At 68.9% G+C, this 21,277-nt stretch carries 14 protein-coding genes; 4 read left to right on the plus strand and 10 right to left on the minus strand.

The features are described from left to right. The first annotated feature begins 51 nt into the window (after positions 1–51). Positions 52–3,087 carry a BTAD domain-containing putative transcriptional regulator gene (locus Rhe02_RS24635; protein WP_239124023.1) on the plus strand — a complete coding sequence of 1,012 codons (3,036 nt, stop codon included), beginning with the start codon at positions 52–54 and terminating at the stop codon, positions 3,085–3,087. On the opposite strand, the gene Rhe02_RS24640 is transcribed toward Rhe02_RS24635, so the two are convergent. The 3 genes from Rhe02_RS24640 to Rhe02_RS24650 are packed head-to-tail and all read right to left on the minus strand — an operon-like array spanning position 3,088 to position 5,976. Then, positions 3,088–3,981, minus strand: coding sequence for a Calx-beta domain-containing protein (locus Rhe02_RS24640; RefSeq protein ID WP_203910711.1), 894 nt, complete (start codon positions 3,979–3,981; stop codon positions 3,088–3,090). 52 nt (positions 3,982–4,033) lie between these two features. Next, a complete protein-coding gene (locus tag Rhe02_RS24645; RefSeq protein WP_203910712.1) occupies positions 4,034–4,699 on the minus strand; it encodes a response regulator transcription factor in 666 nt (221 codons plus the stop codon). Beyond that, a complete protein-coding gene (locus Rhe02_RS24650) occupies positions 4,687–5,976 on the minus strand; it encodes a sensor histidine kinase (protein ID WP_203910713.1) in 1,290 nt (429 codons plus the stop codon). The genes Rhe02_RS24645 and Rhe02_RS24650 overlap by 13 nt, the downstream gene beginning before the upstream one ends. Positions 5,977–6,104: 128 nt before the next feature. Between Rhe02_RS24650 and Rhe02_RS24655 the strand changes: the two genes are divergently transcribed. Next, positions 6,105–7,940, plus strand: a complete 1,836-nt coding sequence (locus Rhe02_RS24655) for a hypothetical protein (protein WP_203910714.1) — start codon at positions 6,105–6,107, stop codon at positions 7,938–7,940. A 41-nt stretch (positions 7,941–7,981) separates the two neighbouring features. Here Rhe02_RS24655 and Rhe02_RS24660 read toward each other — a convergent pair whose 3' ends face one another. The 5 genes from Rhe02_RS24660 to Rhe02_RS24680 all read right to left on the minus strand — a co-directional run bounded on the left by Rhe02_RS24660 (position 7,982) and on the right by Rhe02_RS24680 (position 17,254). Beyond that, positions 7,982–8,926 carry a fibronectin type III domain-containing protein gene (locus Rhe02_RS24660; protein WP_203910715.1) on the minus strand — a complete coding sequence of 315 codons (945 nt, stop codon included), beginning with the start codon at positions 8,924–8,926 and terminating at the stop codon, positions 7,982–7,984. A 48-nt stretch (positions 8,927–8,974) separates the two neighbouring features. Then, positions 8,975–9,625, minus strand: a complete 651-nt coding sequence (locus tag Rhe02_RS24665) for a hypothetical protein (RefSeq protein WP_203910716.1) — start codon at positions 9,623–9,625, stop codon at positions 8,975–8,977. Positions 9,626–9,633: 8 nt separating this feature from the next. Continuing rightward, positions 9,634–11,307, minus strand: a complete 1,674-nt coding sequence (locus Rhe02_RS24670; RefSeq protein WP_203910717.1) for a copper resistance CopC/CopD family protein — start codon at positions 11,305–11,307, stop codon at positions 9,634–9,636. 56 nt (positions 11,308–11,363) lie between these two features. Further along, the gene (locus Rhe02_RS24675; RefSeq protein ID WP_203910718.1) at positions 11,364–16,631 is read right to left on the minus strand and encodes a hypothetical protein; all 5,268 of its coding nucleotides are present in this window, start codon (positions 16,629–16,631) and stop codon (positions 11,364–11,366) included. 179 nt (positions 16,632–16,810) lie between these two features. Further along, on the minus strand, positions 16,811–17,254 hold the full coding sequence (locus Rhe02_RS24680; protein WP_203910719.1) for a DUF4352 domain-containing protein: 444 nt from the start codon (positions 17,252–17,254) through the stop codon (positions 16,811–16,813). A gap of 565 nt (positions 17,255–17,819) precedes the next feature. On the opposite strand from Rhe02_RS24680, the gene Rhe02_RS24685 reads away from it, so the two are divergent. After that, positions 17,820–18,101: a hypothetical protein gene (locus Rhe02_RS24685; protein ID WP_203910720.1), complete on the plus strand. Its 282-nt coding sequence runs from the start codon at positions 17,820–17,822 to the stop codon at positions 18,099–18,101. 24 nt (positions 18,102–18,125) lie between these two features. Here the strand turns inward: Rhe02_RS24685 and Rhe02_RS24690 are convergent, their stop codons facing one another. Together Rhe02_RS24690 and Rhe02_RS24695 are read right to left on the minus strand one after the other, a co-directional pair. Continuing rightward, positions 18,126–19,022: an IS256 family transposase gene (locus Rhe02_RS24690; RefSeq protein ID WP_203910721.1), complete on the minus strand. Its 897-nt coding sequence runs from the start codon at positions 19,020–19,022 to the stop codon at positions 18,126–18,128. Beyond that, a complete protein-coding gene (locus Rhe02_RS24695; protein WP_203910722.1) occupies positions 18,994–20,340 on the minus strand; it encodes an RNA polymerase factor sigma-54 in 1,347 nt (448 codons plus the stop codon). Before Rhe02_RS24695 ends, Rhe02_RS24690 begins: the two co-directional genes overlap by 29 nt. A 180-nt stretch (positions 20,341–20,520) precedes the next feature. Here Rhe02_RS24695 and Rhe02_RS24700 point away from each other — a divergent pair, with 180 nt between their 5' ends. After that, the gene (locus Rhe02_RS24700) at positions 20,521–21,276 is read left to right on the plus strand and encodes a hypothetical protein (protein WP_203910723.1); all 756 of its coding nucleotides are present in this window, start codon (positions 20,521–20,523) and stop codon (positions 21,274–21,276) included. Position 21,277: the final 1 nt, after the last annotated feature.

Below are 21,277 nucleotides of genomic sequence, written 5' to 3' on the forward strand. Positions count from 1 at the left end.
CATTGCGCACCCCTTAAACTGACAACCGCAGATATATCAATGGGGAGTGCGATGGCCAAAGGCGAGACACTGGCCGACCTTGCTCGGATGTTGCGCCAGCTCAAGCGGCGCGATGCTCGGCGCAGGGGCGGTGCGGAGCTGAGCTATCGCGCCCTGGCCGCCAAGACCGGCTGGTCGGCCGGGATCATCGCGCACTACTTCACCGGCAAGACCCTGCCCCCGACGGATCGCTTCGACGCCTTGGTGCGCCTGCTGGGCGCGTCGCCGGTGGAGCAGGGCAGGCTGGCCACGATGCGCGACCACATCGATGAAGACCGTCGTCAGCGGTCCTCGGGCGGCGCGGAAACCGTCCGTCTTCTCGGCCCGATCGAGGTCATCGGGCCGCACGGCCCCGCCAATCTCGTCGGCGCCCGCCAGCGGACACTGATCGGGCTGCTCGGGCTTCGGGTGGGCGTTCCGGTGTCGCATGTGAATCTGGCCGATGCGCTGTGGGGCGATCAGTTGCCGCGCACCGCCATGCGTTCCCTCTACTCCCACGTGGCCAGGGTCCGGCAGGCGCTCGACGACTGTGGCCTGCCGGGCGTGCTGGTGACCCGCGATTCCGGCTATGTGCTTGAGCTGCGACCCACCGAGGTGGACGCGGTGCGCTTCGAGGAACGGGTGGCTCAGGGCAGGCGGGTCCTGGCGGCAGGGGCTGCCGCCGAGGCCGTCACCCACCTGCTCGACGGCCTGGCGCTGTGGCGGGGGAAGGCATTGGAGGATGGCGAGCCCTCCGGCTGGGCGGCCACCGAGGTGGATCGCCTCGCCCACGCCCGCCTCAACGCACTGGAGGATCTCTGGGACGCCCGGTTGCGCCTCGGCGAACAGGAGAGCGCGATCACCGAGATCGAGCGCTTGCTGGCCGCCCATCCGGCCCGCGAGCGGCTGGTCAGCCTGCTGATGCTGGCCCTGTGCCGGTCGGGCCGGCACGCGAGCGCGATCGAGGCCTACCAACGGTTGCGGGCTCATCTGGCCGACCAGCTGGGGGTGGAGCCGAGCCCGCAGTTGCAGCGCCTGAACGTGGCGGTGCTGCGCCGCGATCCCGAGCTGGAGATGGATGGCCCCACCGCGGCCGTGCGCAAACCGGCGCAGCTTCCGGCCCGGGCCGGTCATTTCACCGGCCGGGCCACCGAGACGTCCACATTGGACGAGATGCTGGCGGCCACCAGCCGGCTGGCGGTGATTTCGGGCCCGGGTGGGATGGGCAAGACCGCGCTCGCCGTGCACTGGGCTCACCAGGTCATCGACCGTTTCCCGGACGGCCAGCTCTTCCTCGATCTGGGCGGGCACGACCCGGCCACCGCGATGCCGGTCAACGAAGCCCTCGCCCACGTTCTGGGCAGCCTCGGTGTCAACAGCGACCGGCTGCCGGCCGGCGCCACGGCCCAGCTTGGGCACTACCGTTCGGCCCTGCACGAAAGGCGGATGCTGATCCTGCTCGACAACGCCGGATCGATGGAGCAGATCGCGCCGCTGGTGCCGCCGGACTCGGCGAGCCTGCTGATCGTCACCAGCCGTCACCAGCTGGCGGGCCTTGCCCTGGACCACGATGTGACCACCATCCACCTCGACATGCTCACCCACGATGACGCCTCGACCCTGCTGCGGCGGGTGCTCGGGCGCAGCCGCGTGGAGCGGGAACAGGCCAGCGCCGACCAGCTGGTCGACCTCTGCGGCCGGATGCCGCTCGCCCTGCGCATCGCCGCCGCCAAGCTTGCCGCCAGGGCGATGCGGCCGCTGGCCGAGCTGGTTGACGACCTGACCGGCGACGACCGCCTGGGCGCGCTGACCGTCCCGGGGGACTCGCGCAGTGTGCGGGCCATCTTCGCCACCGCCTACCAATCGTTGAGTCCGTTGGCCGCCAAGCTTTTCCGTCGCCTGAGCAGCCATCCCGGCTCGAGCTTCACGGCTTACCTGGCCGCCGCCGTGGTCGAGGACCAGGTCGACGATGCGCTCGACGAGCTGGCCGCCGCTCACCTCGTGTCCGAAGTGGACTGTGGCCGGTACCGCTTCCACGACCTGATCCGGCTCTACGCGATCGAATGCGCGAGCGCCGATGAGCGATCAGAATCAAATTCGTTAATCTTTATGTGGTACCTGGCAATGGCTGAAACGACCAATCAGAAGCTGGAACCCGCCCGGGACAGGGTGAAAGTCGCCTGGGCCAGCCCCGCCCCGGACATGCCGTTCCTGGCCGACGCCGACGCGGTGCTCTCCTTCCTGGACGCCGAGCGGCCCAACCTGCTCCCGGTCGTTCGCGGGGCCGCCCAGCACGGCCATCCCGAGATCACCTGGCAGTCGGCCTACCTGCTCGCGGGCTACTTCACCCGCCGGGGCTACTGGTCTGACTACACCGAGATCTGCCGGGAGGGTCTGGCCGCCGCGCTGCGGCTGGATGATCCGATCGCGGAGCGTCTGATGCGCAGCGGCCTGGGCGTGGCACACAACGTCATGCACCGGCACGCCGAAGCGCTTGAACAGCTGACCCGCGCCCTGCACCTGATGCGGGCCGGCGGCGACCAGCGCGGGCAGGGCATGGCGCTGAACAACATCGCCCATGCCCATGCCCAGCTGGGCCGGCTCGACGAGGCGGTCGCCGCTTTCGAGCAGGCGCTGCAGCTGCACACCGCCGACCGCCACCTGCCCGGCATCACCTTGGCACTCAACAACATCGCCGACATCTACACGCAGATGGGCGACTCGGAACGCGCTTTCGCCCATCTCGACCGGGCACTGAGCATCGCCCGTGAGATCGCCGACGACCATCTGGAAGGCGCTGTCCTGCAGAACATCGGCGAAACCAGCCTGGCCATCGGCGACGAAGACCGGGCGCTGCACCATTTCCGGCTGGCCCTGGACATCCGGCGGCGGATCGGGGAGAAGGGGCGTGAGGCCGAGACGTGTAACGCCATCGGCCTCATCCACCTCTCCCGCGGAGACCACGCCAGCGCGCTGGACGCCTTCGGCCGGGCGCTCGCGCTGAGCCGCGAGATCAACGACCGCAACCTGGAGTCCGCCACCCTGGCCAACATGTCGGGTCTTGGCTAGTTAAGGCAGCACGGTGATCTGAGCGTCGCCCTGGATGACCGAGCCACCGCCGGTGTAGTTGGAGATGTGGACGTTGAAATGCCCGCCCGCCACGAAGGCGTGGGGGAGCACCCTCACCTCGACGAACACCCCAGTCGTCCAGGCCGGAATCGTCACGACGCGGTGCACCGCCACGTAGTCCAGGCCCTCATGGAGATCGCCGTCCGAGGTGTCGAACTGGATCGTCTCGTTGGTGGCGTTGGGGGTGTTGAGCACGATCGGCGACAGCAGGAAAGCGATGTGCCCGGGCTCGATGGTGCAGGTGGCCCAGGACGGGGCCGGGGCGGGCTGGGGGCCGGGCGACAGCGACAGGCCGGGCGCCTGCATCCGGTTGAGTGAAGGCGCGGAACCGTTGGAGCCCAAGCAGATCTGGCTGTCGGTGGTGGCTTGATGCCGCCCGCTGTCGTTGTCGAAGATCCGGCCCTGGCCGGCCCCGGCGACCACGCGGACCCCGGCGCTCGGCTCGACGAGGGTGACCTTGAAGTCCTCGAGCGGGGCCTCGATGAGCCGGTCGTCCACGATGGTCGCGGTGATCCTGCGGCTCGAGGTGTCACCCGCGGCCCAGGCCAGCTGGCCGTCGGCCAGCGCGAAATCACCGGGCGCCGGTTGCCGCTTGGCCGAGCCATCGGTGACCACATAGGACACACTTCCCGCTGCCGGGCACGATCCGGTGTTCACGACGAAGGTCAGGTTGCCGGCCGCCTCGGAGACCGTCACCTGCGGATCGATCGCGACCGACCGCTGGCACGAGGCGGCGGCGCCCGGCAGGTCACCGGTACCCAACGCGGCCACCGCGGCGCTCAGACCGGCCAGACTCGCGACAAACAGGCGCAGCATCTTAGATTTCATCGTCATGCGGGCATCATCGGGCATCCAGGTTGTGGCGAGCTTGTGGCGGGCGGAGCCGTCAGCGCAGCGGGCCGTTGCGCAGGTAGGTGAGCACCGCCAGCACCCGCCGATTGGTGTCCTGACTGGGCGCAAGATCGAGCTTGGTGAGGATGTTGCCGACGTGTTTGCCGATCGCGGCCTCGGTGATGTGAAGCTGCGCCGCCATCGCCGCGTTGGAGTGGCCCTCGGCGAGCAGCACCAGCACTTCGCGCTCACGCGGCGAGAGCGAGGCCAGCGGGTCACGCGGGCGGCGCAGCAGGTGCCGGATCACGTCAGGGTCGATGGCGGTGCCTCCCTCGACCACCTCGCGCAGTGTCTTGACGAATTCGGCGATGTCGGCGACCCGGTCCTTGAGCAGGTAACCGACCCGGCGGCCATCGCCGCTGTCGAGCAACGCCGCGGCGTATTCCGCTTGCAGGTATTGGCTCAGCACCACGACCGCGACATGGGGGCGTTCCGTTCGTACCGCGACAGCCGCGCGCAGACCGTCGTCGCGGCGGTGCGGTGGCATCCGGATATCGGTCACGACCAGGTCCGGCTCATGCAGATCGACGGCCTCCAGCAGCTCGGGCGCTGAGCCGACGGCCGCGACGACCTCGAAGCCGAACCTGGCGAGCAGGCCGACCAGTCCCTCGCGCAGCAGGACCTCGTCCTCGGCGAGCACCACTCGGGTCAGCGGGGGCACGGCAGCTCCACCCGCACCACGGTAGGGCCGCCGGCCGGGCTCGCGAGCAGCAGCCGCCCGTTGACCGCGGCGACCCGATCGGCGAGGCCGACCAGACCACTGCCGCGGGCCGGGTCGGCGCCGCCGCGGCCGTCGTCTTCCACCTCGATCACGAGATCCTGGGCGGATTGGCTCAGCCGCACCTGCGCCCTGGTCGCCGCGGCATGCTCGGCGATGTTGCCGAGGGACTCCGACACCACGAAGTAGGCGACCGTCTCGACCCGTTCCGGCACCGGCCGGCCGAGGTCGGCAAGGACGCTGACCTCGACCGGGGCCTCGCCGGCCAGCTCCCGCACGGCACCGGCCAGGCCGAGCTCGGTCAGGCTCTGCGGGCGGATGCCGTGCACGATCTGGCGCAGCATGACCATCAAACCCTTGGCCTGTTCGTGGGCAATCGCCAGCGGCTTGGCGGCGGGCGAGTCATCGGGCACGTCCAGCTTGGCCATGGCCAGCTGAAGGGTGAGGCTGGTCAAGCGGGGCTGGGCGGCGTCGTGCACATCGCGCTCGATGCGCCGCCGTTCGGTCTCGTAGGCGTCGGCCAGGCGGGCCCGGGACCGGGTCACCTCCCGCAGCGCCACCTCGCCGGCGGGCACCCCGAGCAGCCACCGGGCCACCATGGTTTGCGCGGCGGCCAGCAGGCCTACCAGGTACCAGATAATCGGAATGAAGAAAACGCCGGCGATGGCGTAGGGGATCGCCTGGCCGGTGGTGTCGACCTCGGTCCAGATGACGATGATGTGGTCGGCGCCGCCGGCCAGCCAGGGACTGGCGATCAGCGTGAAATCGAGCAGCGCCAACAGGGCGAGGATCCAGTAGGCGATCGGCACCACCCCGCCGAGCCAGCAGGCGTAAGCGACCTCCCGCCACGCTGCGGCGCTGACATAGCGTGCCCTGAGCCCCCGCAAGCGCGGCAACGTCAGCGGCCGCGGATCGGCGATGGCCAGCCGCCACCGCTCGATCGCGGCGACCGGGATGCTCACCAGCGGCGCCAGCGCCAGCGCTATCAGGCTGACGATGACCAGAGACACGACAATGGGCAGCTCCACCGGCCGGCCCTGCCGCGCCGCATTGACCACCGCGAACAGTGGCGCGCCCACGATGAACAACCCGACCGACAGGACGCCCGCGACCGGCACGGTGGTGGCGAGGTACAGCAACGCCCGCCACGGCCACGACGAGATCAGATAACCGCGCCGGCGCAGCGCCTCGGCCAGGTGCGAGGGGTGATCGATGGTCATGGCGCAAACGGTAGCCAGCGCACGGCCGCGAACCCAGCCGATTGCTGCTACCTATGCGGGTATGCCTAGCCCTACCCACTGTTTGGCGAAAGTGCGGCACATGGGGCGGCTGCGCCATTCAGACTGCGATGGTGATCGGTTCCAGCGATGCCCCCGACCTGCCGCCCGGCGTGGACCTGATGGCGCTGGTGCGGCGCTTCGAGCCGGTGCTGCATTTCACCGAGGGCGAGATGTTCTTCCCGATGCGGGTCGACGACTATCTGCGCCGCGCTGCGCTGTGGTCTTTCTCCTCGGCCGACGATCCGGCGACGCTGCTGGTGGATCACGGCAGTCTCGACTCGGAGGCCTTGGCCGCCGCCGCGCTGGCCCACCCGGACTGGCCGCTGTTCCTGCGTTACGCGCCCAGATCCTTGCAGCGGCGCGAGTTGCGCGCGTGGCGGCGGCGTGCGGATCGGCCGAGGTTCACCGGGGTCTCGCGGCTGGCGGCCGTGGGCATGCTCGGCCGGATCATCGACTCGGGGATGCGGCTGTCGCTGACCCTGCGCGGCAAGGTACCGGGCGGGCTCACCGCAGCCGCGCAGCAGCAGTACGCGCTCACCACGCCGGTGCGCGACGCCTATCACGCGCACGTCAGCACCGACGGCGGCTACGTGATCATCCAGTACTGGTTCCTGTACGCGATGAACGATTGGCGCTCCAGCTTCAGCGGCGTCAACGACCACGAATCCGACTGGGAGCAGGTCACCATCTACCTCGTCCCGGCACGCGGCGAGCCCGCGCAGACGGCACAGGATCTCCAGGTGGGCTGGGTCGCGTTCTCCGCCCACGACGAGGTCGGCGACGACCTGCGCCGCCGCGCCGACGACCCGGACCTCGGCTGGGTCGAGGGCACCCATCCCGTGGTCAACGTGGGCGCAGGTTCCCACTCCGGGGCGTACCTGGCGGGCGATTATCTTGTCCGCATTCAGCCCCCGGCGCTGGCCCGGATCTTCAGCGCGGTCAGCCGGGTGCGGGCGCTGGTGTTCCCGTGGACCCGCAACCGGCCATCGCTGGGCGTGGGCATCCCCTACGTGGACTACCGCCGCGGCGACGGGACCAGGATCGGGCCGGGTAGCCGGCGGCCGTGGACGGCGATCCTCATCGACTCGCAGACGCCCTGGGTCCGCGACTTCCGGGGGTTGTGGGGCCTGGACACGGCCGATCCGTTCGGAGGCGAGCGCGCTCCGGCCGGCCCGCGCTATGAGCGCGCCGGTTTGGTCCGGGCCTCGTGGGCGGATCCAGTGGCCTGGGCCGGCCTGGACAAGGTACCGGCCACCCCGGCCGCTCAGGCGATGGCGAACGCGGCGCGGGTAGCCGAGCTGGACGGCATCATCGCCGAGCTCAACGAGCAGATCGCTGAATCGCAAACGGAACTGCGGGGCACGGCCGCCGGGATGGAGGTGCTGCCGCCGGCGATGACGGCCGCACGCCGAGGCCGCGACAGCGCCGGAACGCGGCTGGCTTCCCAGGAACAGGCGATCGCCGGGCTGCGGGAGCGGCGTCGCGAGGCGGCCAGCGAACGCGATCAGCTGTCCCAGGTGCGCCACGACACGCTCACCCGGCCGCCGCATGCCCATCTGCGCCACCGGGCCACGCCCGACACCACCATGTCGACCGGGGCGCTGCTGCGCTTCTGGTCCGGCGCATCGCTGTCGGTTCTGCTTGCGCTGCTTGGCCTGGCGCTTCTTTTCGAGCGGGGTTCGCTGCTGATGACCTGCGCGCTCGCGGTGGTGGTAGTCACCGCGGTGGAGGCGATACTGCGCGGCCGGATGCTGGTTTTCCTGCTGGGCCTGGCCATCATCGCCGGCGCGCTGACTTTGACCTGGCTGTTCCTCACCCATCTGCGGGTGGCGGCCGGCTTGCTCGCGCTGGTCGCTGCCGTCTCGATCGGCGTCGCCAACCTCCGTACCCTGGCGCGGAGATGATTCTGGCGCGTGCGCAGCAACGCACGCGCCAGATCTACTTTTTACCTTACGGTGACGGTGATCGAGGTGCTGGGCGCTGACAGCGTGCCGGTGAGGTCCTGGGCCCGCACGCTGAAGGTGTAGGTCTCGCCCCTGGCCACGGTGCACAGCTCATCGGTCAGGGCCAGGAAGCTGACCCCGGGACCGCCGCTGAAAACCGTGTCGCCGTCGGCGAAAAGCCAGTAGACGCCGACGCCGCGGTCGTCGGTGGACGAATCCCACGCCAGGCCGATCGGTGCGCCGGTGCCGCCGGTGACCACGCGCAGGTTCGCCGGGGTGCTGGGCGCCCCGTCGTCGGCACGCGTGCTCGCCGAGATGCTCGCCGGTGCGGAGAGGTTGTTCTGGCTGTCGCGTGCGCGCACCTCGATGGTGTAGGTGGCGCCCGCGGCCAGGTGCCCCAACGTGATCGCCGTGCCGTAGGAGGTGTCCACCCACTGGCCGTTGCGGAAGATCTGGTAGTACATCACGGATCCGGCTGCCGGATCCCAGGTGAGGGAGAGGCTGTCGTAGCCGTTGGCGGTGAGGCGGAGGTTGCGGGGCGCGCCGGTGCCGCCCGAGGGCGGAGGCACGGTGGGGGCGGTGGTGCCGTTGACGGCGGCGCTCGGCGCTGAGACGTTGCCGTAGCGGTCCTGGGCCCGGACCATCACCGCGAAGGTGGTGTCGCTGTCCAGGCCGCTGATCGTGTACGAGGCGGAGGCGGGACTGCCCACCTGGACGCCGTTGACGTAGACGCGATAGGTCACCGCGCCGGACCGGTCCGTGGAGGCTGTCCAGGCGACCGAGACCGAGCTGTCGGTCGCGTCGATGACGCGCAGGGCTTGCGGCACCGTGGGCGGGGTGCGATCGGTCGCCCCGTGCGCCGGCGAAGGCGTCGAGAACAACGCGATGAGCAGAGCAGCCGAGGTTCCCGCGAGCGTCCTGAACGGATGGCTGAGAATTTGGGCCATATTTCTCCCCACGTATGGATCAAACAATAGGTTCGACCTGATACGGCATTATTTGCTGGGCAGCCGGGTGACGAGCAGCGCCGCCGCGGCATGGATCAAAGGAGCCAGCTCGGTCTCCTCGTCGGTCCTGTTCGCCCGCACCGGGGTGGCCGCGACAGCGACCGTGTAGTGATTGACGCCGAGCTTGACCACGAGCACCGACCCCTTGTCCAGACAGGCTTCGTCGCCCACGTCCGCCCGGCCGTGCGGGAAGGCGCTCGCACCGGCCAGGCAGTCGGCGAGCAGCTTCGCGCCGCCCTGCGCCACCTGTTTCACCGTGATCACCACTCGGTGATAGGTCTCGGCCGTGTCGGTGCCGTCGGCGAGGTAACCGTAGCCGCAGCCGCCTGAGGTCCGCTCGGGCGGCCGGTCGCGGCGCAGCAGGGTCCCGGAAAGCACGTGAAAAGGCTTGGCCAAGGCCAGACCCAGCTCGTCGACGGTGGCCACCGCGCACGGGTCGCGGGCGAAGTCGGCGGCCGAAGCGGCGGCCGCCCCGGTGGGCAGCGGCGGCGTCGCGGTCAGCGCGGGATGGCCGAACACGTTGGAGCGGTCGGCGGAAATGTCGGCGACCGGGGGCTTTCCGCCGCGGGTCAGCACCACCGCCACGATCGCGGCGATCGCTGCCACCGCAACGACTATCGCGATGGATCGTCTGTTCATCACTTTCCTCATTTCACCGTCACCTCCGTCTCGACCGTGTGCTGATCGAAGTCGGAGACGCGCACGGAGATCCGTAGCCGCCAGCCACCGGGTGCGGGAAGGCTGAGCGACTGGGACTGGTACCGGCCCGCCTGCAGCCGGCTCAAGGCGACCGGCAGCGGCCCGATGCTGCGGGCCGGCAGGGAGAGCGAGGCCGAAACCTCGGGCACGTCCCAATCCGTCCCGGCCTTGTCGCGCACGCTCAGGGCGAGCCTGCTGACGCCCACCCGCGCCGGGTCGAGCGTGACGCTCACCCGGGCGCCGCCGGGCAACGACAGGGTGGCCTCGGTCGCGGTGCTGGCCGCGATCGGGGCGGTGGTGGGCCGCGAGCCGGGCGGGGTGGAAACCAGCACCGAGGTCAGGGCCAGTACGGCGACCGCGGTCACGGTTTCCAGGCCGACCGAGCGGCGCAGCCCGGCTCGGGAGCGCTGTTCCTGTTGTGCCGCTTCACGTGCGGCCCGGCCGCGCAGGGAGGTGGCGGCGTTGGCGTAGCCGCGCCGCACGGCGGAGTTGGACAGCGCGCCGAGCCAGAGCAGCACGCCGATCCCGGCCACCTTGTAGAGCAACAGCCTTCCGTAGGCCGAACCGGCCAGGGCGTCGATCGAGCCGACCCCGCGCCAGGCCTGGTAGATGCCGGTCAGCACCAGCGTCGCGACGCATCCCGCGGCCAGCGGCGAGAACCGCGTCAAAGCCGTCGCTGCTTGCGCCGAAGGTGGCGCGGAACGGGTGAGCAGAGCCGTCAGCAGCACGGCCAGCCCGCCCAGCCAGATCGACATCGCGGACAGGTGCAGGGTGTCGACGGCCTTGGTGAGAGGGTTGCCCGCGGCGGCGTGCCCGGTTCCGGCCCACGTCGCGGGGAGGGCCACGCCGAGCAGGACCACGGTGCAGACCTTTATCCACATTGGACGCTGGCGGGTCAGCGCGAGGGCCAGCAGGCCACCCGCGACCAGCAGCCCGAGCCGGGCGAGCATGAACGCGCCGTAACCGCTGCGCAGGGTGGCGGCGGCCAGCGCGGGATCGGCGACCCCGGCCAGGGTTCCGCCCTGGCTGTAGGGGCCTTGCAGGACAAGCGCCGCGCCCGCGCACATCACGCTGGTCAGCCATCCGGCGGCGATGACGCGGCGGACCCGGGCGCTGGCCCATCCGCTGGGCCAGCAGACGATCAGGAAGCACACGCCACCGGCGAGCAGCGCCAGCCCGGCGTAGCCAAGCCAGCGGGCCAGCCAGAAGACGGCGGCCAAACCGGGGTCCACATCGGACTGTGCCCCGCCGGGCAGGGCGGCCACCACCGCGTCGCCCACGCTGAAGACGAAAGCGCCGTGGATGGGATGGGAGTCGGCCGACACCACGCGCCACACCACCGTGTAGACGCCGTCGGGCAGGGGCTTGGTGATGGCAAGCACCGATTCGCTGCCGGGGGAAGGTGTTCCCACCAGCTGCACCGCGCCCGCCGAGTCGAGCAGCGTCACGCCGTCACGCACCGCGTTGACCTTTTCGCTGAACCGCAGCCGGATCTCAGCCGGTGCCTCGGCCAGCCTGCTGCCGTTGGCGGGGGTGCTGCCGATCAGCTCGGCGTGCGCCCATGCGGGCTGGGCCGCGCCTAACAGGTACCCGACAAAAGAAAAGGTCAATAGCGCAAGCACAAACAGACGGTGGGGGTTTCCCCCGGCCGCACGGGCCGGGGGAAACCAAATACCTGTTACAGCCATGGCAGCGTGCTGCCAGAGGGTTCTACCCGGAAGATGCCCCACATGCCGGCCTCTTGGAACGGCTGCTTGGCATCGCCATACAGGTAGTCGCCGCGGAAGCGCTCGCTGCCGCCCGCGCCGCCGGCCAGCCACGCGTCCAAGGTCTCGCCGGCGGTGACGGTGCGCGCCGCCATGAGCTGCGAGCCCCACATCTTCGGTTCGAGCGGGAAGACGTGACCGGAAACGGTGAACGAGTGGAACTGATCGCTGGCGCCGACGCCAAGGCGGAAGACCACCTTGTCGCCGGGGTGGGCCCGGAACACGGGCGTGTCCGGATCACCGAACTGAGTGGAGCTGAACGCCAGGTGGTACCCGCCGATCGGGGTGACCGTGGTGTAGTCGGCGGGGTTGGCGGTCAGGCCCAGCCGCTGGGTGAGCGGCTCGGATCGGTAATTCAGGTGGTTGTACGCCTTGTCCAGGGACCCGGCGTTGGCGGCGGTGCCCGGTGGTGCTCCCGGCACCGGCGCGGCGGGGATGTTGGCACCGGTCAAGCTGTTCAAACCGTTGCCGGCCACCATGTCGATATACGGCACGATGCTGCGCGCGTACTGCTGATCCGTGGTCTGCATGGTCAGCGTGAACTCGCGGTAGGGTGTGAACCCGGCCGGGCCGCGGATGATGGCCTGGGTGCTGGTACGGGTAGAGCTCAAAGCCATGTTGGTAAGGCTGTCGAACCAGGTGGAGTTCTGCGGTTCGACTATGAGCATCCCGTAGGCGCCGTGGCGCAGAGAACCGACGCTGCCAAGGTTCTGGAACAGCGTGGTGCCCAGCTCGGAGTCGGCATAGAACTTGTAGGTGAGCGAACCTCCGGCGGCCACGGTGGTGTCGGGGTTGAGACCGACCGCCGACCCGGAAGCCAGCTGCCGGTTGGCCTTCAACCGGCCGAGGTCGAAACCGGCCCGCGTGCCGCCGAAGAGCGAGCCCGCGGTGGTCTGGTTTCGCAGGGTGATGCTGACACAGTCACCCTTGTTGGCCCGCAGCACCAACGGTTCCACGGGTTTTGTCCCGGCGTTGATGGCGGCCACATCGGAGGTCAGCGCATAGACCACCCCGCTGGCGTCGGAGAACGGCGCGGTGGGCAATGCCTTGTTGATCAGTGATATGTCGTAGTTCATGGCGCGGGCGCCACCGGGACAGGGGTCGGTGGTCGAGGTGACCACGGTGGTGTTGACCGTCCCGTTGGCGTTGTAGGCCGACGCCGGGTTCGGGCCCGGGGTCTGCTGGGTGTTCCCGGTGGCCGCGGTCTGCTTCGGGAAGCCGGAGCCGCTTGCCGGAGCGGTGCGTCCCGGCAGCACCTTCAGGTTCGACTGCAGCTTGTCATGCACCCGGAAGATGCCCCACGCGCCGCTTTCGAAGGCGAACGAGCGGGTGCTGTAGTACATGTAGTCGCCGGGCCCGCCTGCGCCGCCGTCGAGAACGTAGTCGAACCGTTCCGAGATGCCGGTGGTGGCCGTGTCGGTGAACTGGCCGTCGGCGTTGAACCGCTCGACCCGGAACCGGTGTCCTTGCAGGCGAAGCGCTTCAGCACGTTCGGCCAGGCCGATGGTGCGGATGACCACGGGGTCGCCCACATAGGCCCGCAGCAACGGCGTGGTCGGATCGCCGTACTTGACCGACGAGAACACGTACGGGTCCACCGTGGTGATGGTGGCGCGCTGCGTGTTGGCGTTGGCATCGGTCGCCACGTCCCCGGTGCGGCTGAACGCGTTTCGGCACCGGACTCCGTTGTATTCCTGCCGTTGCATGGTGGTGGCCGGGTCGGCCGGGGTGGCCCCGGGCGGGGTGCGTTCACCGACCGGTGCGGCACGCAGATTTATCGTGCCCTCTTCGCATTCCTGCCCGAAGTTGAACGGATTGAGCCCACCTCCCGACGCCGCCGTGAGCTCGTTTCTGCCTCGTCTGCCGTTGTGCAGGAATATCATGAACTCTCTGAAGGAGCCGGACTGGCCGGCACCCACCGATCCCGACGTGTTGACGATGTCAACAATCGTGCCGCTCTTGACCGGGTTGCCGGTCAACGGATCGCGGTAGGTGGAGTTCTTCGGCTCGATGATGTGCGCGGCGAACAGGCCGTGCGCCCACGAGTCGATGCCGTTGACGTGGTCGTGCCAGAACACCGTTCCGGAGTCCACATCGGAGTACCAGCGGTACTGGACGAACTCCACCGTCACCGGCTCGCCCGCGGCGTGCGTGTTGGTCAGCGCGCTGTCGAAGGTGAGCTGGTTGCCGGAGATCGCCGTGATCTTTCGGATCTCGATGTTGGCCCGGCCCACGCCGATGCCGATCGAGATTCCCACCCGCAGCTTGGTCACGTTGGAAACGGTGACCTTGGTGCTGCTCTGCACCGAGACGATGGTGCGGGCATCCTTGGCCGCGTTGAAAATCGACTGCTCGTAGGCGAAACCGGTGATGACGCCGTCGGAGGCCTGCGGGTCGAACTGCACGAAGTGCGTGTGCATGTTCACCTTATGCTGTACGGCGGCGTTGAGCTCGCTGCCGAACGTGATGGCCACGCAATCGCCCACATTGGACCGAATCACCAGCGGCTCGGTGGGTTTGGTCCCCGCGAGCACCGCGGCCTTGTCCTCGTTGAGAACAAAGATCTCGCCGTTGGCGTCGCGTTCCCTCGCCGTTTCCTGGATCGCGATGGCGATCGCGGTCACGTCGTACTTGCGTACCGGCGCGGCGGTCGGGCACAGGCCGTCGGGCCGTCCCGTCGCGACGGTGTTGCCCAGATACGGTGCGCCCGAGTGCCCGTTCGGGGAGAACGGCGGCCGCAGCGCGAAGTGGGGCTTGAACATGGGATAGGCCGGGCGGCCGTTCACCGGGTTGAACAGGATGTCGGGCCGCACACCCGGGGTGGGCGAACGATAGTTGGCCCAGATGGTGGTGGTCTCCGGTTCACCCTGATAGACCGGTGCGGTCGCTGTCCCTCCCTTGTTCCAGTCCCAGACGGTGGCGTCATCGGGATCGGGTCCGGTACCCGGGTCGAACCGGGCGCCCTGCGGCGGAAGCTGGCCTTCCACCAGCGACTCCAGAGGTACCTGGGTGCTCGGGTTGGTGTAATTCGCTTGCAGCACCACAGTCTTGCCGTCGGACAGGGTGCGGCCGAGCAGACCGGCGGAGGTGACGCCGGCCGGCGGAGCCATCTTGGTGGGAAGCGGCGCGAGGCCCATCTGGGCGGTGTTGAACACCCGCCACATTCCCCACATTCCGGCGATGTAGTGGTGAGCGATGTGGCAGTGATAGAGGAAATCACCGACTGCCTGCTGGCAACCACCCGCCCCACACTCGTGTTCCAGGGTGAAGGTCTCGGTCGGGCTGATCGTCTGTGAGTCCAGCCGGATCGAGCTGGCGTTCTGCAGCGGTACCTTCTGCAACCCGCCGTCTATCTCCGTGTCGTCCGCACCGGGATTGAGCCGCCAGCGGGTGCCACCACCGTGCAGGTGATGCACATGCAGCTGTTCAAATCCGGCGTGGACGAGGCGAGTCTTCGTCGGCTCGCCCAGATATGAGCGCGGCATCGGCGTCGGCGGGTCGCCGAACGCGTAGGAGCTGTAGGTGAGGGACTCGTTGGCCCGCACCGCGTCCAGCCCTCGCGCGGCCATCAGCTGCAGCCGGCGGAAGAAGGACTCGGCACGATAGTTCAGCGCGCGGCTGCTGGGACGATAGGCGTTGGTGCCACCACCACCGGCGGTCGGGGTGGTCGGGTTCAGCGCACCGGTGTCGATCATCGGCAGCGGCCGGCCCAGCGTCACCTGGTCACCGACCGGTGCGCCCTCGGCGTTTTCGCGCAATGGCCTGCGCAGGTTGAAGTTCTCGTCGCCTATCTCGTGATAGATGATGGTGAACTCCCGGAAGGCCGGCCCGGAGGCTGGCCTGATCATCGCTTCCCAGTTGCTCCAGGTGCTGTAACCGGTCACGTCGTGTCCCGTGGCCGGGTCGTACCAGGAGGCCCCGGCCGGTTCGGCCACCAGCGCGCCGAACAGCCCATGGGAGGTGAGCTGGAAGGAGTCGCCGCCACTGCGGAACACCTTCGCGCCCTCACCCATCACCGGGTCGAGGAAGAACTTGTACTGCCGCGTCGCGCCCGGGGCGGTCATGGTGGCGTGCGGGTTCGTCCCGACCGCCTGCCCGCCGTCCCCGGCGGCCGCGTCGTAGGCGACCCCGGACATGTCGATGGACACCGACGGGACGCCGCCGGGCTGGGTGATGGCCGGGTTGCCGTTCGGGCCGCTGCGGGGCGCCGCGGTCAGTTTGTTGGTGAGGTTGATGGCGACGCACTCGCCGAGGCGAGCCCGCAACACCAACGGCTGGATGACATCCTGCGCCAACCCCGCCGAGACCTTCGCCGCCGCCGGGTCGTCGATCGGCAGCGACGAGGCCGCGATCAGGGCCGCCTCCGCCGCTCGAACATCGTCTTCCTTGTCGGCCAGGGCGTACATGAACCCGTACGGGTCATGATCGCCGAACCGGTTGACGACGATGTCCACATTGAGGGCGACCACATCGTAGGTACGCGACGGTGCCGTGCCGCATCCGCCGCCCAGCTCGGCGACGGTCTGCGCGACAGCCGGGGCTGGGGTGACCATCGCGCTGGTGAGCATGCCGGCGACCACGACGATCGCCGAGCCGCCCGCACCGAGCGGGCGCAGGCGGGGCGTCAGCCCGTGCCGCCACAGCCCTGACAAGCCGACGCCGGTCAGGGCTGTGCCGCAGATGGCGAGCAGCAGCAGGACCGGCTCGACCTGCAACGCTTCGCGCATCCCGTAGCCGAGCAGGCCGGTAAAGGTGCCCGGTACGGCGGTCGCGCTGTGATGCTGGGACGGCGCTGTGCCCAGCGTCAGATGCCCGAGGGCGGAGAGAATGGACAGCGGCACATACATCACGGCCAGTGCCATGCCGATCGATATGCCGCGGGCGAGCTCGCTGCGGATGGTGCCGAAGGCGGCGACAAGCCAAATCGCCAGGCCAGCGGCAGGGATGCCCAGTGCAGCGTCTATGCCGATGCTAGGCAGATGGCTGATCATGGACTCGCCGCTGCCGGCGAGCTGAATCCAATGCAGCCAGAGCGTGCCACCCAGGCCCAGCACCACGGCGAACAAGAGGTGGTGGGATGGGACCTGCGGGTTGGATATGGTGGGGATGTCGTTCCGGACCGGTGATCGGGCCTTCGGGCCCGTGCCACCTGGAACGGGCACAGTTGATGATTCGCGCATAGGGGTCCTCCTCGTCAAATGCGCGTTCGCAGCTGTCGGCAGTGCCGGACCGGCCGCCGGCGAGAGCCACCTCGCCGGCGGAACGGCTGCACTGCTTAAGAATTCGGTCGCGATAGGCCGCGACGTCAGATCAGATTTTCGTGGGTACCTCCAGCAACGGTTACGGTCGGCGGGTGACCTTAGGGGCCGTGATGTCCGGACGGAGCATCACCGATGGAAATGGCGAGGATGACCTCCTCGCCGCCCCTCACCCAGCGCAGGGCCAGCGGCGGGTCGTCCGGCTTCGGCACCACGGTGTCGAAGTAGACGGTCCCGTCCACGGCGCTGCCGGGATTGAGCCGGGTAAGGCGGCCAAAGGTGTCCGAGTGCGGCACGCGGGGTGCGCCGCTGCCACCGAGCAGAAGAAATTCTTCTACCGGGTTGAACTGGCGGGCCAGCTCGCTCGTGTTGTGCAGTGTGAGCCGAACTCCAAGGCGGGCTTCACCTTCGGCCGGGGCGCCAGGCATCATCTGCGCCGGCATCTGGTACCCACCCTGCTGGTCCATGGAATGAGCATCCATGGCATACCAATCGGCCCGGCTCACCGCGGTGGTGATGCCGGATAGGGTGGCAGTCCCTGGCACAGAGCTGTCCTGTGTATTAAATCGACCGGCCAGCAACGCTGCGCCGGTGATCGTGGTTATGAGCGCGATCGCGCCGATGACCATAGATGTCCTCGTGTGCGGCGGGCGAAGTCCGGGCACGCGTGCCCGCCTGGCACGGGGAGGACCATGGGGGGAGATTGGGCTGGGCTTCACCTAGGCCTCCCAACTAAGGTGAACCAATTAAATTGTGGGGGGATAAGCTACAAAAAGGCTCCATGAGATCTAGACGTATGTCAATGGCATAGTTGCTGTAGGGGCAAGATTTTTCCTATAAGCGTTGGTGGACAAGGAAATCAGTCGGTCTCGTTTACGAAACGGTCCACTATGGATAGGCGTCGCGCACAGGTTTATTCGCGGCACGAATTGGGAATGCGACTGCGCGTGATGTGTCTTACCAGAATCCACTAAGGGATCTGATTGGGCTATATCCCCCAAAACCCTGATAACCGGGATGAACTCTGGCTATGGTTCTTGAGGCAGACCTCCACGCCGGCCGGCTGGCTGACCGCATATCAAGCGTCCCCAACCGAAAGGGAGCCCACAGATGAAAACCAAGCTTGCCCGAATGCTGCTGGTACCAGCCATGGCCGTAGCCGCCGTCGCCGTCGCCGTCCCGCCCGCACAGGCGGCCCCGTCCCCCTCCGCGCAATCCGCGCTCTACAACGGCAGCGACAGCGGCCAGTGGGGCGGTGACGAGGGCAACGGCCACGGCAACGGCAACGGCAACGGCAACGGTTACGGGTATTACGGCCACCACGACGACGGCCTTATCGAGCTCCTCTTTGAATGCGGCCTGATCAGCCTGCTGCTCGGTGGCTGCGACTAAAAACGACTGTGCGGCTGCGCTCCTTCACGGGATGGGCAGCCGCCCATCGAAGGTCACCGTGAAGGCCTGCAGCGCGGGCTTCCACGCCGGGCACTTCGATCCCCCGTCGAGCGAGCGTTCCTCTTGCAGGGCAAGGTAAAGCGCGGCAAGGGCGGTCTGGCCCGAGGCGAACTGGCCGTGGTCGCGAACCACCTTGCGCAGGGCCGTGTTCATCGACTCCACATGGCTCGTGGTGTAGATGACCCGGCGCACCTCGGGCGGCAGCTTCCACAGCGCGGCGAAGTCCGCCCAGTGTTCCCGCCACAGCCGGACCACGGCCGGGTATTGGACTTGCCAGCGTTTGGCGAAAGCTTCGAGGGCCACTGTCGCGGCCCGCTCGCTGGCCGCGGTCTGGATCGCGCGCAGGGACTGGGCCAGCGGGGTGCGGTCCTGCCTGGTGGCGTAATGCAGGCAGGCGCGGGTGAGCCGCACGACACTGCGCTGCACCACCGCTTGCGGCCAGGTCGCCGCGACCGCTTCGGGTATGGCGGTGTTGTCGTCGCAACACACCACGCACACGTCGGCGACGCCGCGCGTTTTCAGCTCGCCGAGGGCGGTGAGCCAGAACGGGCCGGCGTCGCCGTCCGCGCGCCACAGGCCTAGGACGTGGCGGTAGCCCTCGCAGTCCAGGCCGAGGATCACGTGGATGGCCACCCCGCCCGCGCTTGCCGCGTCACGGGTTTTCACCGTGAGCGAGTCGATGACGATGACGGGATAGACCGCGTCGAGCGGGCGTGACTGCCAGTCCTCGTACCCGGCGAGTTCGCCGTGGTGCAAGCCGCTCAAGGGTTGTGGCACGCTGCCGTTGTGGCGTTGGGTCAGCTCGCCGAGAACCTCCATGAATTCAAGGTGCTCACCGACGGGCAGGCTCTGGGGTCGCATCGCGCTTTCCTCCTCCACGATCGCGTTGGTGTGGGATTCCCAATTCGGCGCGGTATTTCGCGATGGTGCGCCGCGCCACGACGTGCCCGCGGCCGGCGAGGGCACGGGCGAGTTCGGTGTCGGACTGGGGCGCGGACTCCCCGGCCACCAGCTCCCGCAGACATTGCCGCAGCGCGTCGGAGCCGCCGAACAACGAAGCCAGCTCCACTGTTTCGCCGGTGGGCAGGAGCAGGTGCTTGTTGGCCACCACCCGGCTCACCGTCGACTCGTGCACACGCAGGTGCGTGGCCACCTCCCGGCGGGACAGCGGCAGGTGGGCCTCGCGCCCGCAGCTGACACGGGCGGCCTGCCGGTCCACGACCACGCCACAGACCCGGCTGAGGATGTCGTCGCGGCGGGCAAGCACTTCGACGAATCTGGCGGCTTTCATCATGTCCGGGCGCAGCGCCGGATGATCGGCATGGGCCAGGTAGGACGGTGCCACCCGTACCGCCGACCACGGCCCGGCAACGGTTTGCACGACCAGACCGGCCGCCTCCCGCGCGACGATGACATCGACCGACGCCGGTGTTCGCGCGACATCGTCGCGCTCCACGATGTCGGCCCGGATGTGCCTGCGCAACCAGGCCAGCGCCAACGCCACCTGATCGGCCGTGAGCCCACTGGCCCGCGCCGCCGCCTGCGCACCGGCGCTGAGCGCCTCAAACCCGCTCGGCCGGGCGGCCGCCGGGACACAGGCGGCTAGCGCCTCAAGGCCGTGCCGCAGTAGCTGGCGGACCTCTTGGGGGACAACCAGTCCGGTGGCCGCGACCTGGAGAGCGAGACGCTCCGCGAGGGTGGCGGCGCACAGCCCCGGCATCCCGGCCCGCCGTAACGCTTCTATCACCCGGCGCAGGCGCGGCACGTGGCAGCCCAGCCGGGCAGCCACCACCGGCAGCGGGTCGGCGAGCAGGCCGTGGGAGTCCACATCGGCCAGCAGGTACTCGGCGATCCCTCGGTCACCCGTGTCAAGCGCGGCGACCGCGTCGCTGAGCGGATACGAGTGAGAGCTCGGCAGCGACGCCAGCATCGCCTGGTGATCGTATGCGGTGCGGGATCCGAACCGGCAAGGCGCGCACCGCCCCCGCCACAGCGGCAACCCGCACCCGCCGCACGACGCGGGCTGCGGTAGTTCGAGCGCGGGATTGGACTGCAGCTCGGCGTCGAGCCGCGACGCCAGCGCGCTGACCGGCAGCGTCACCAGCTCCGCGAGCAGCAGCTGGGCCGGGCCGATCCGGTGTTCGGCCCGCTGCGAGATGTGCATGTCCATCGCCCGCATGGCTAACAGGATGCGCGGCTTACCGGCCCGGCCGGCAAGCCGGCGAACGCCGCTTCGCCCAGCCCGCCGAAGCGGCGAACCACGGTTCGGCGGCGAACGAGGAAACCCCATGTCGCCGGTTGGCACGCGATGTGCACAGGTTTTGGCAACGAAGTCAGGCGTGACGTTGAGGAGGTCGCCATGCACGACCTGGACCGGGCCATGTTCGAGAGTGCCGCGGCAGGCCAGGAAATGGGACAACCGGAACACCGCGAACAGCAGGAGTTCCTCGAGGTACTGGGTGGCCTGTTGCGAGAACCCGGCCGGCAGGCCGAGACCTACGAGAGCTACGAGCTCGGTCAGGAGATGGCAGGCAGCCACGAGCTGGTCGAACGCACCACGCACGAGGCCGCGCTTGCCGGCGAGTTGCTGGAAGCGCATGAGGCGGGAGAGCTCGAGCAGTTCCTCGGCAACCTGATCAGCCGGGCCGGTTCGGCGGTGCGCAACTTCGCCCGCTCCGACACCGGCAAGGCGCTGGGCGGGATCCTGAAGAACGCCGCCAAGCAGGCCCTGCCGGTCATCGGCAAGGGCATCGGGGGCGCGATCGGGCCGCAGTATGCCGGGCTCGGTGAACGAATCGGCAAGGGCGCCGGGACCATCTTCGGCCTGGAGCTGGAAAGTCTGTCCAATGAGGACAGAGAGTTCGAAGTCGCCAAGGCCTTTGTCCGCTTCGCGAACGAAGCCGCGAGACGAGCGGCCCAGGCACAGGCGCAATCGAAGAACTGCGGGCCGCCGCAAGCGGTGGCGAAGGCGGCGGCAACCCTTGCCGCCAAGCGCTTCGCACCCGGCCTGCTGGGCAAGGCCGTTCTCGCCGCCCCGGCGGCGGGGTCAACACCAGGCGGAGCACACGGGCAATGGGTGCGCCGCGGCAACCAGATCGTCATCTTCGGCGTGTGAA

Source organism: Rhizocola hellebori, from assembly GCF_016862955.1.
Taxonomy (GTDB): domain Bacteria; phylum Actinomycetota; class Actinomycetes; order Mycobacteriales; family Micromonosporaceae; genus Rhizocola; species Rhizocola hellebori.

Coding starts and splice junctions, on each gene's coding strand:
- Rhe02_RS24635 (WP_239124023.1), top strand. CDS start 52: ATGGCCAAAGGCGAGACACTGGCCGACCTTGCTCGGATGTTGCGCCAG.
- Rhe02_RS24640 (WP_203910711.1), bottom strand. CDS start 3,981: ATGACGATGAAATCTAAGATGCTGCGCCTGTTTGTCGCGAGTCTGGCC.
- Rhe02_RS24650 (WP_203910713.1), bottom strand. CDS start 5,976: ATGACCATCGATCACCCCTCGCACCTGGCCGAGGCGCTGCGCCGGCGC.
- Rhe02_RS24655 (WP_203910714.1), top strand. CDS start 6,105: ATGGTGATCGGTTCCAGCGATGCCCCCGACCTGCCGCCCGGCGTGGAC.
- Rhe02_RS24660 (WP_203910715.1), bottom strand. CDS start 8,926: ATGGCCCAAATTCTCAGCCATCCGTTCAGGACGCTCGCGGGAACCTCG.
- Rhe02_RS24665 (WP_203910716.1), bottom strand. CDS start 9,625: ATGAACAGACGATCCATCGCGATAGTCGTTGCGGTGGCAGCGATCGCC.
- Rhe02_RS24675 (WP_203910718.1), bottom strand. CDS start 16,631: ATGCGCGAATCATCAACTGTGCCCGTTCCAGGTGGCACGGGCCCGAAG.
- Rhe02_RS24685 (WP_203910720.1), top strand. CDS start 17,820: ATGAAAACCAAGCTTGCCCGAATGCTGCTGGTACCAGCCATGGCCGTA.
- Rhe02_RS24690 (WP_203910721.1), bottom strand. CDS start 19,022: ATGCGACCCCAGAGCCTGCCCGTCGGTGAGCACCTTGAATTCATGGAG.
- Rhe02_RS24695 (WP_203910722.1), bottom strand. CDS start 20,340: ATGCGGGCGATGGACATGCACATCTCGCAGCGGGCCGAACACCGGATC.
- Rhe02_RS24700 (WP_203910723.1), top strand. CDS start 20,521: ATGCACGACCTGGACCGGGCCATGTTCGAGAGTGCCGCGGCAGGCCAG.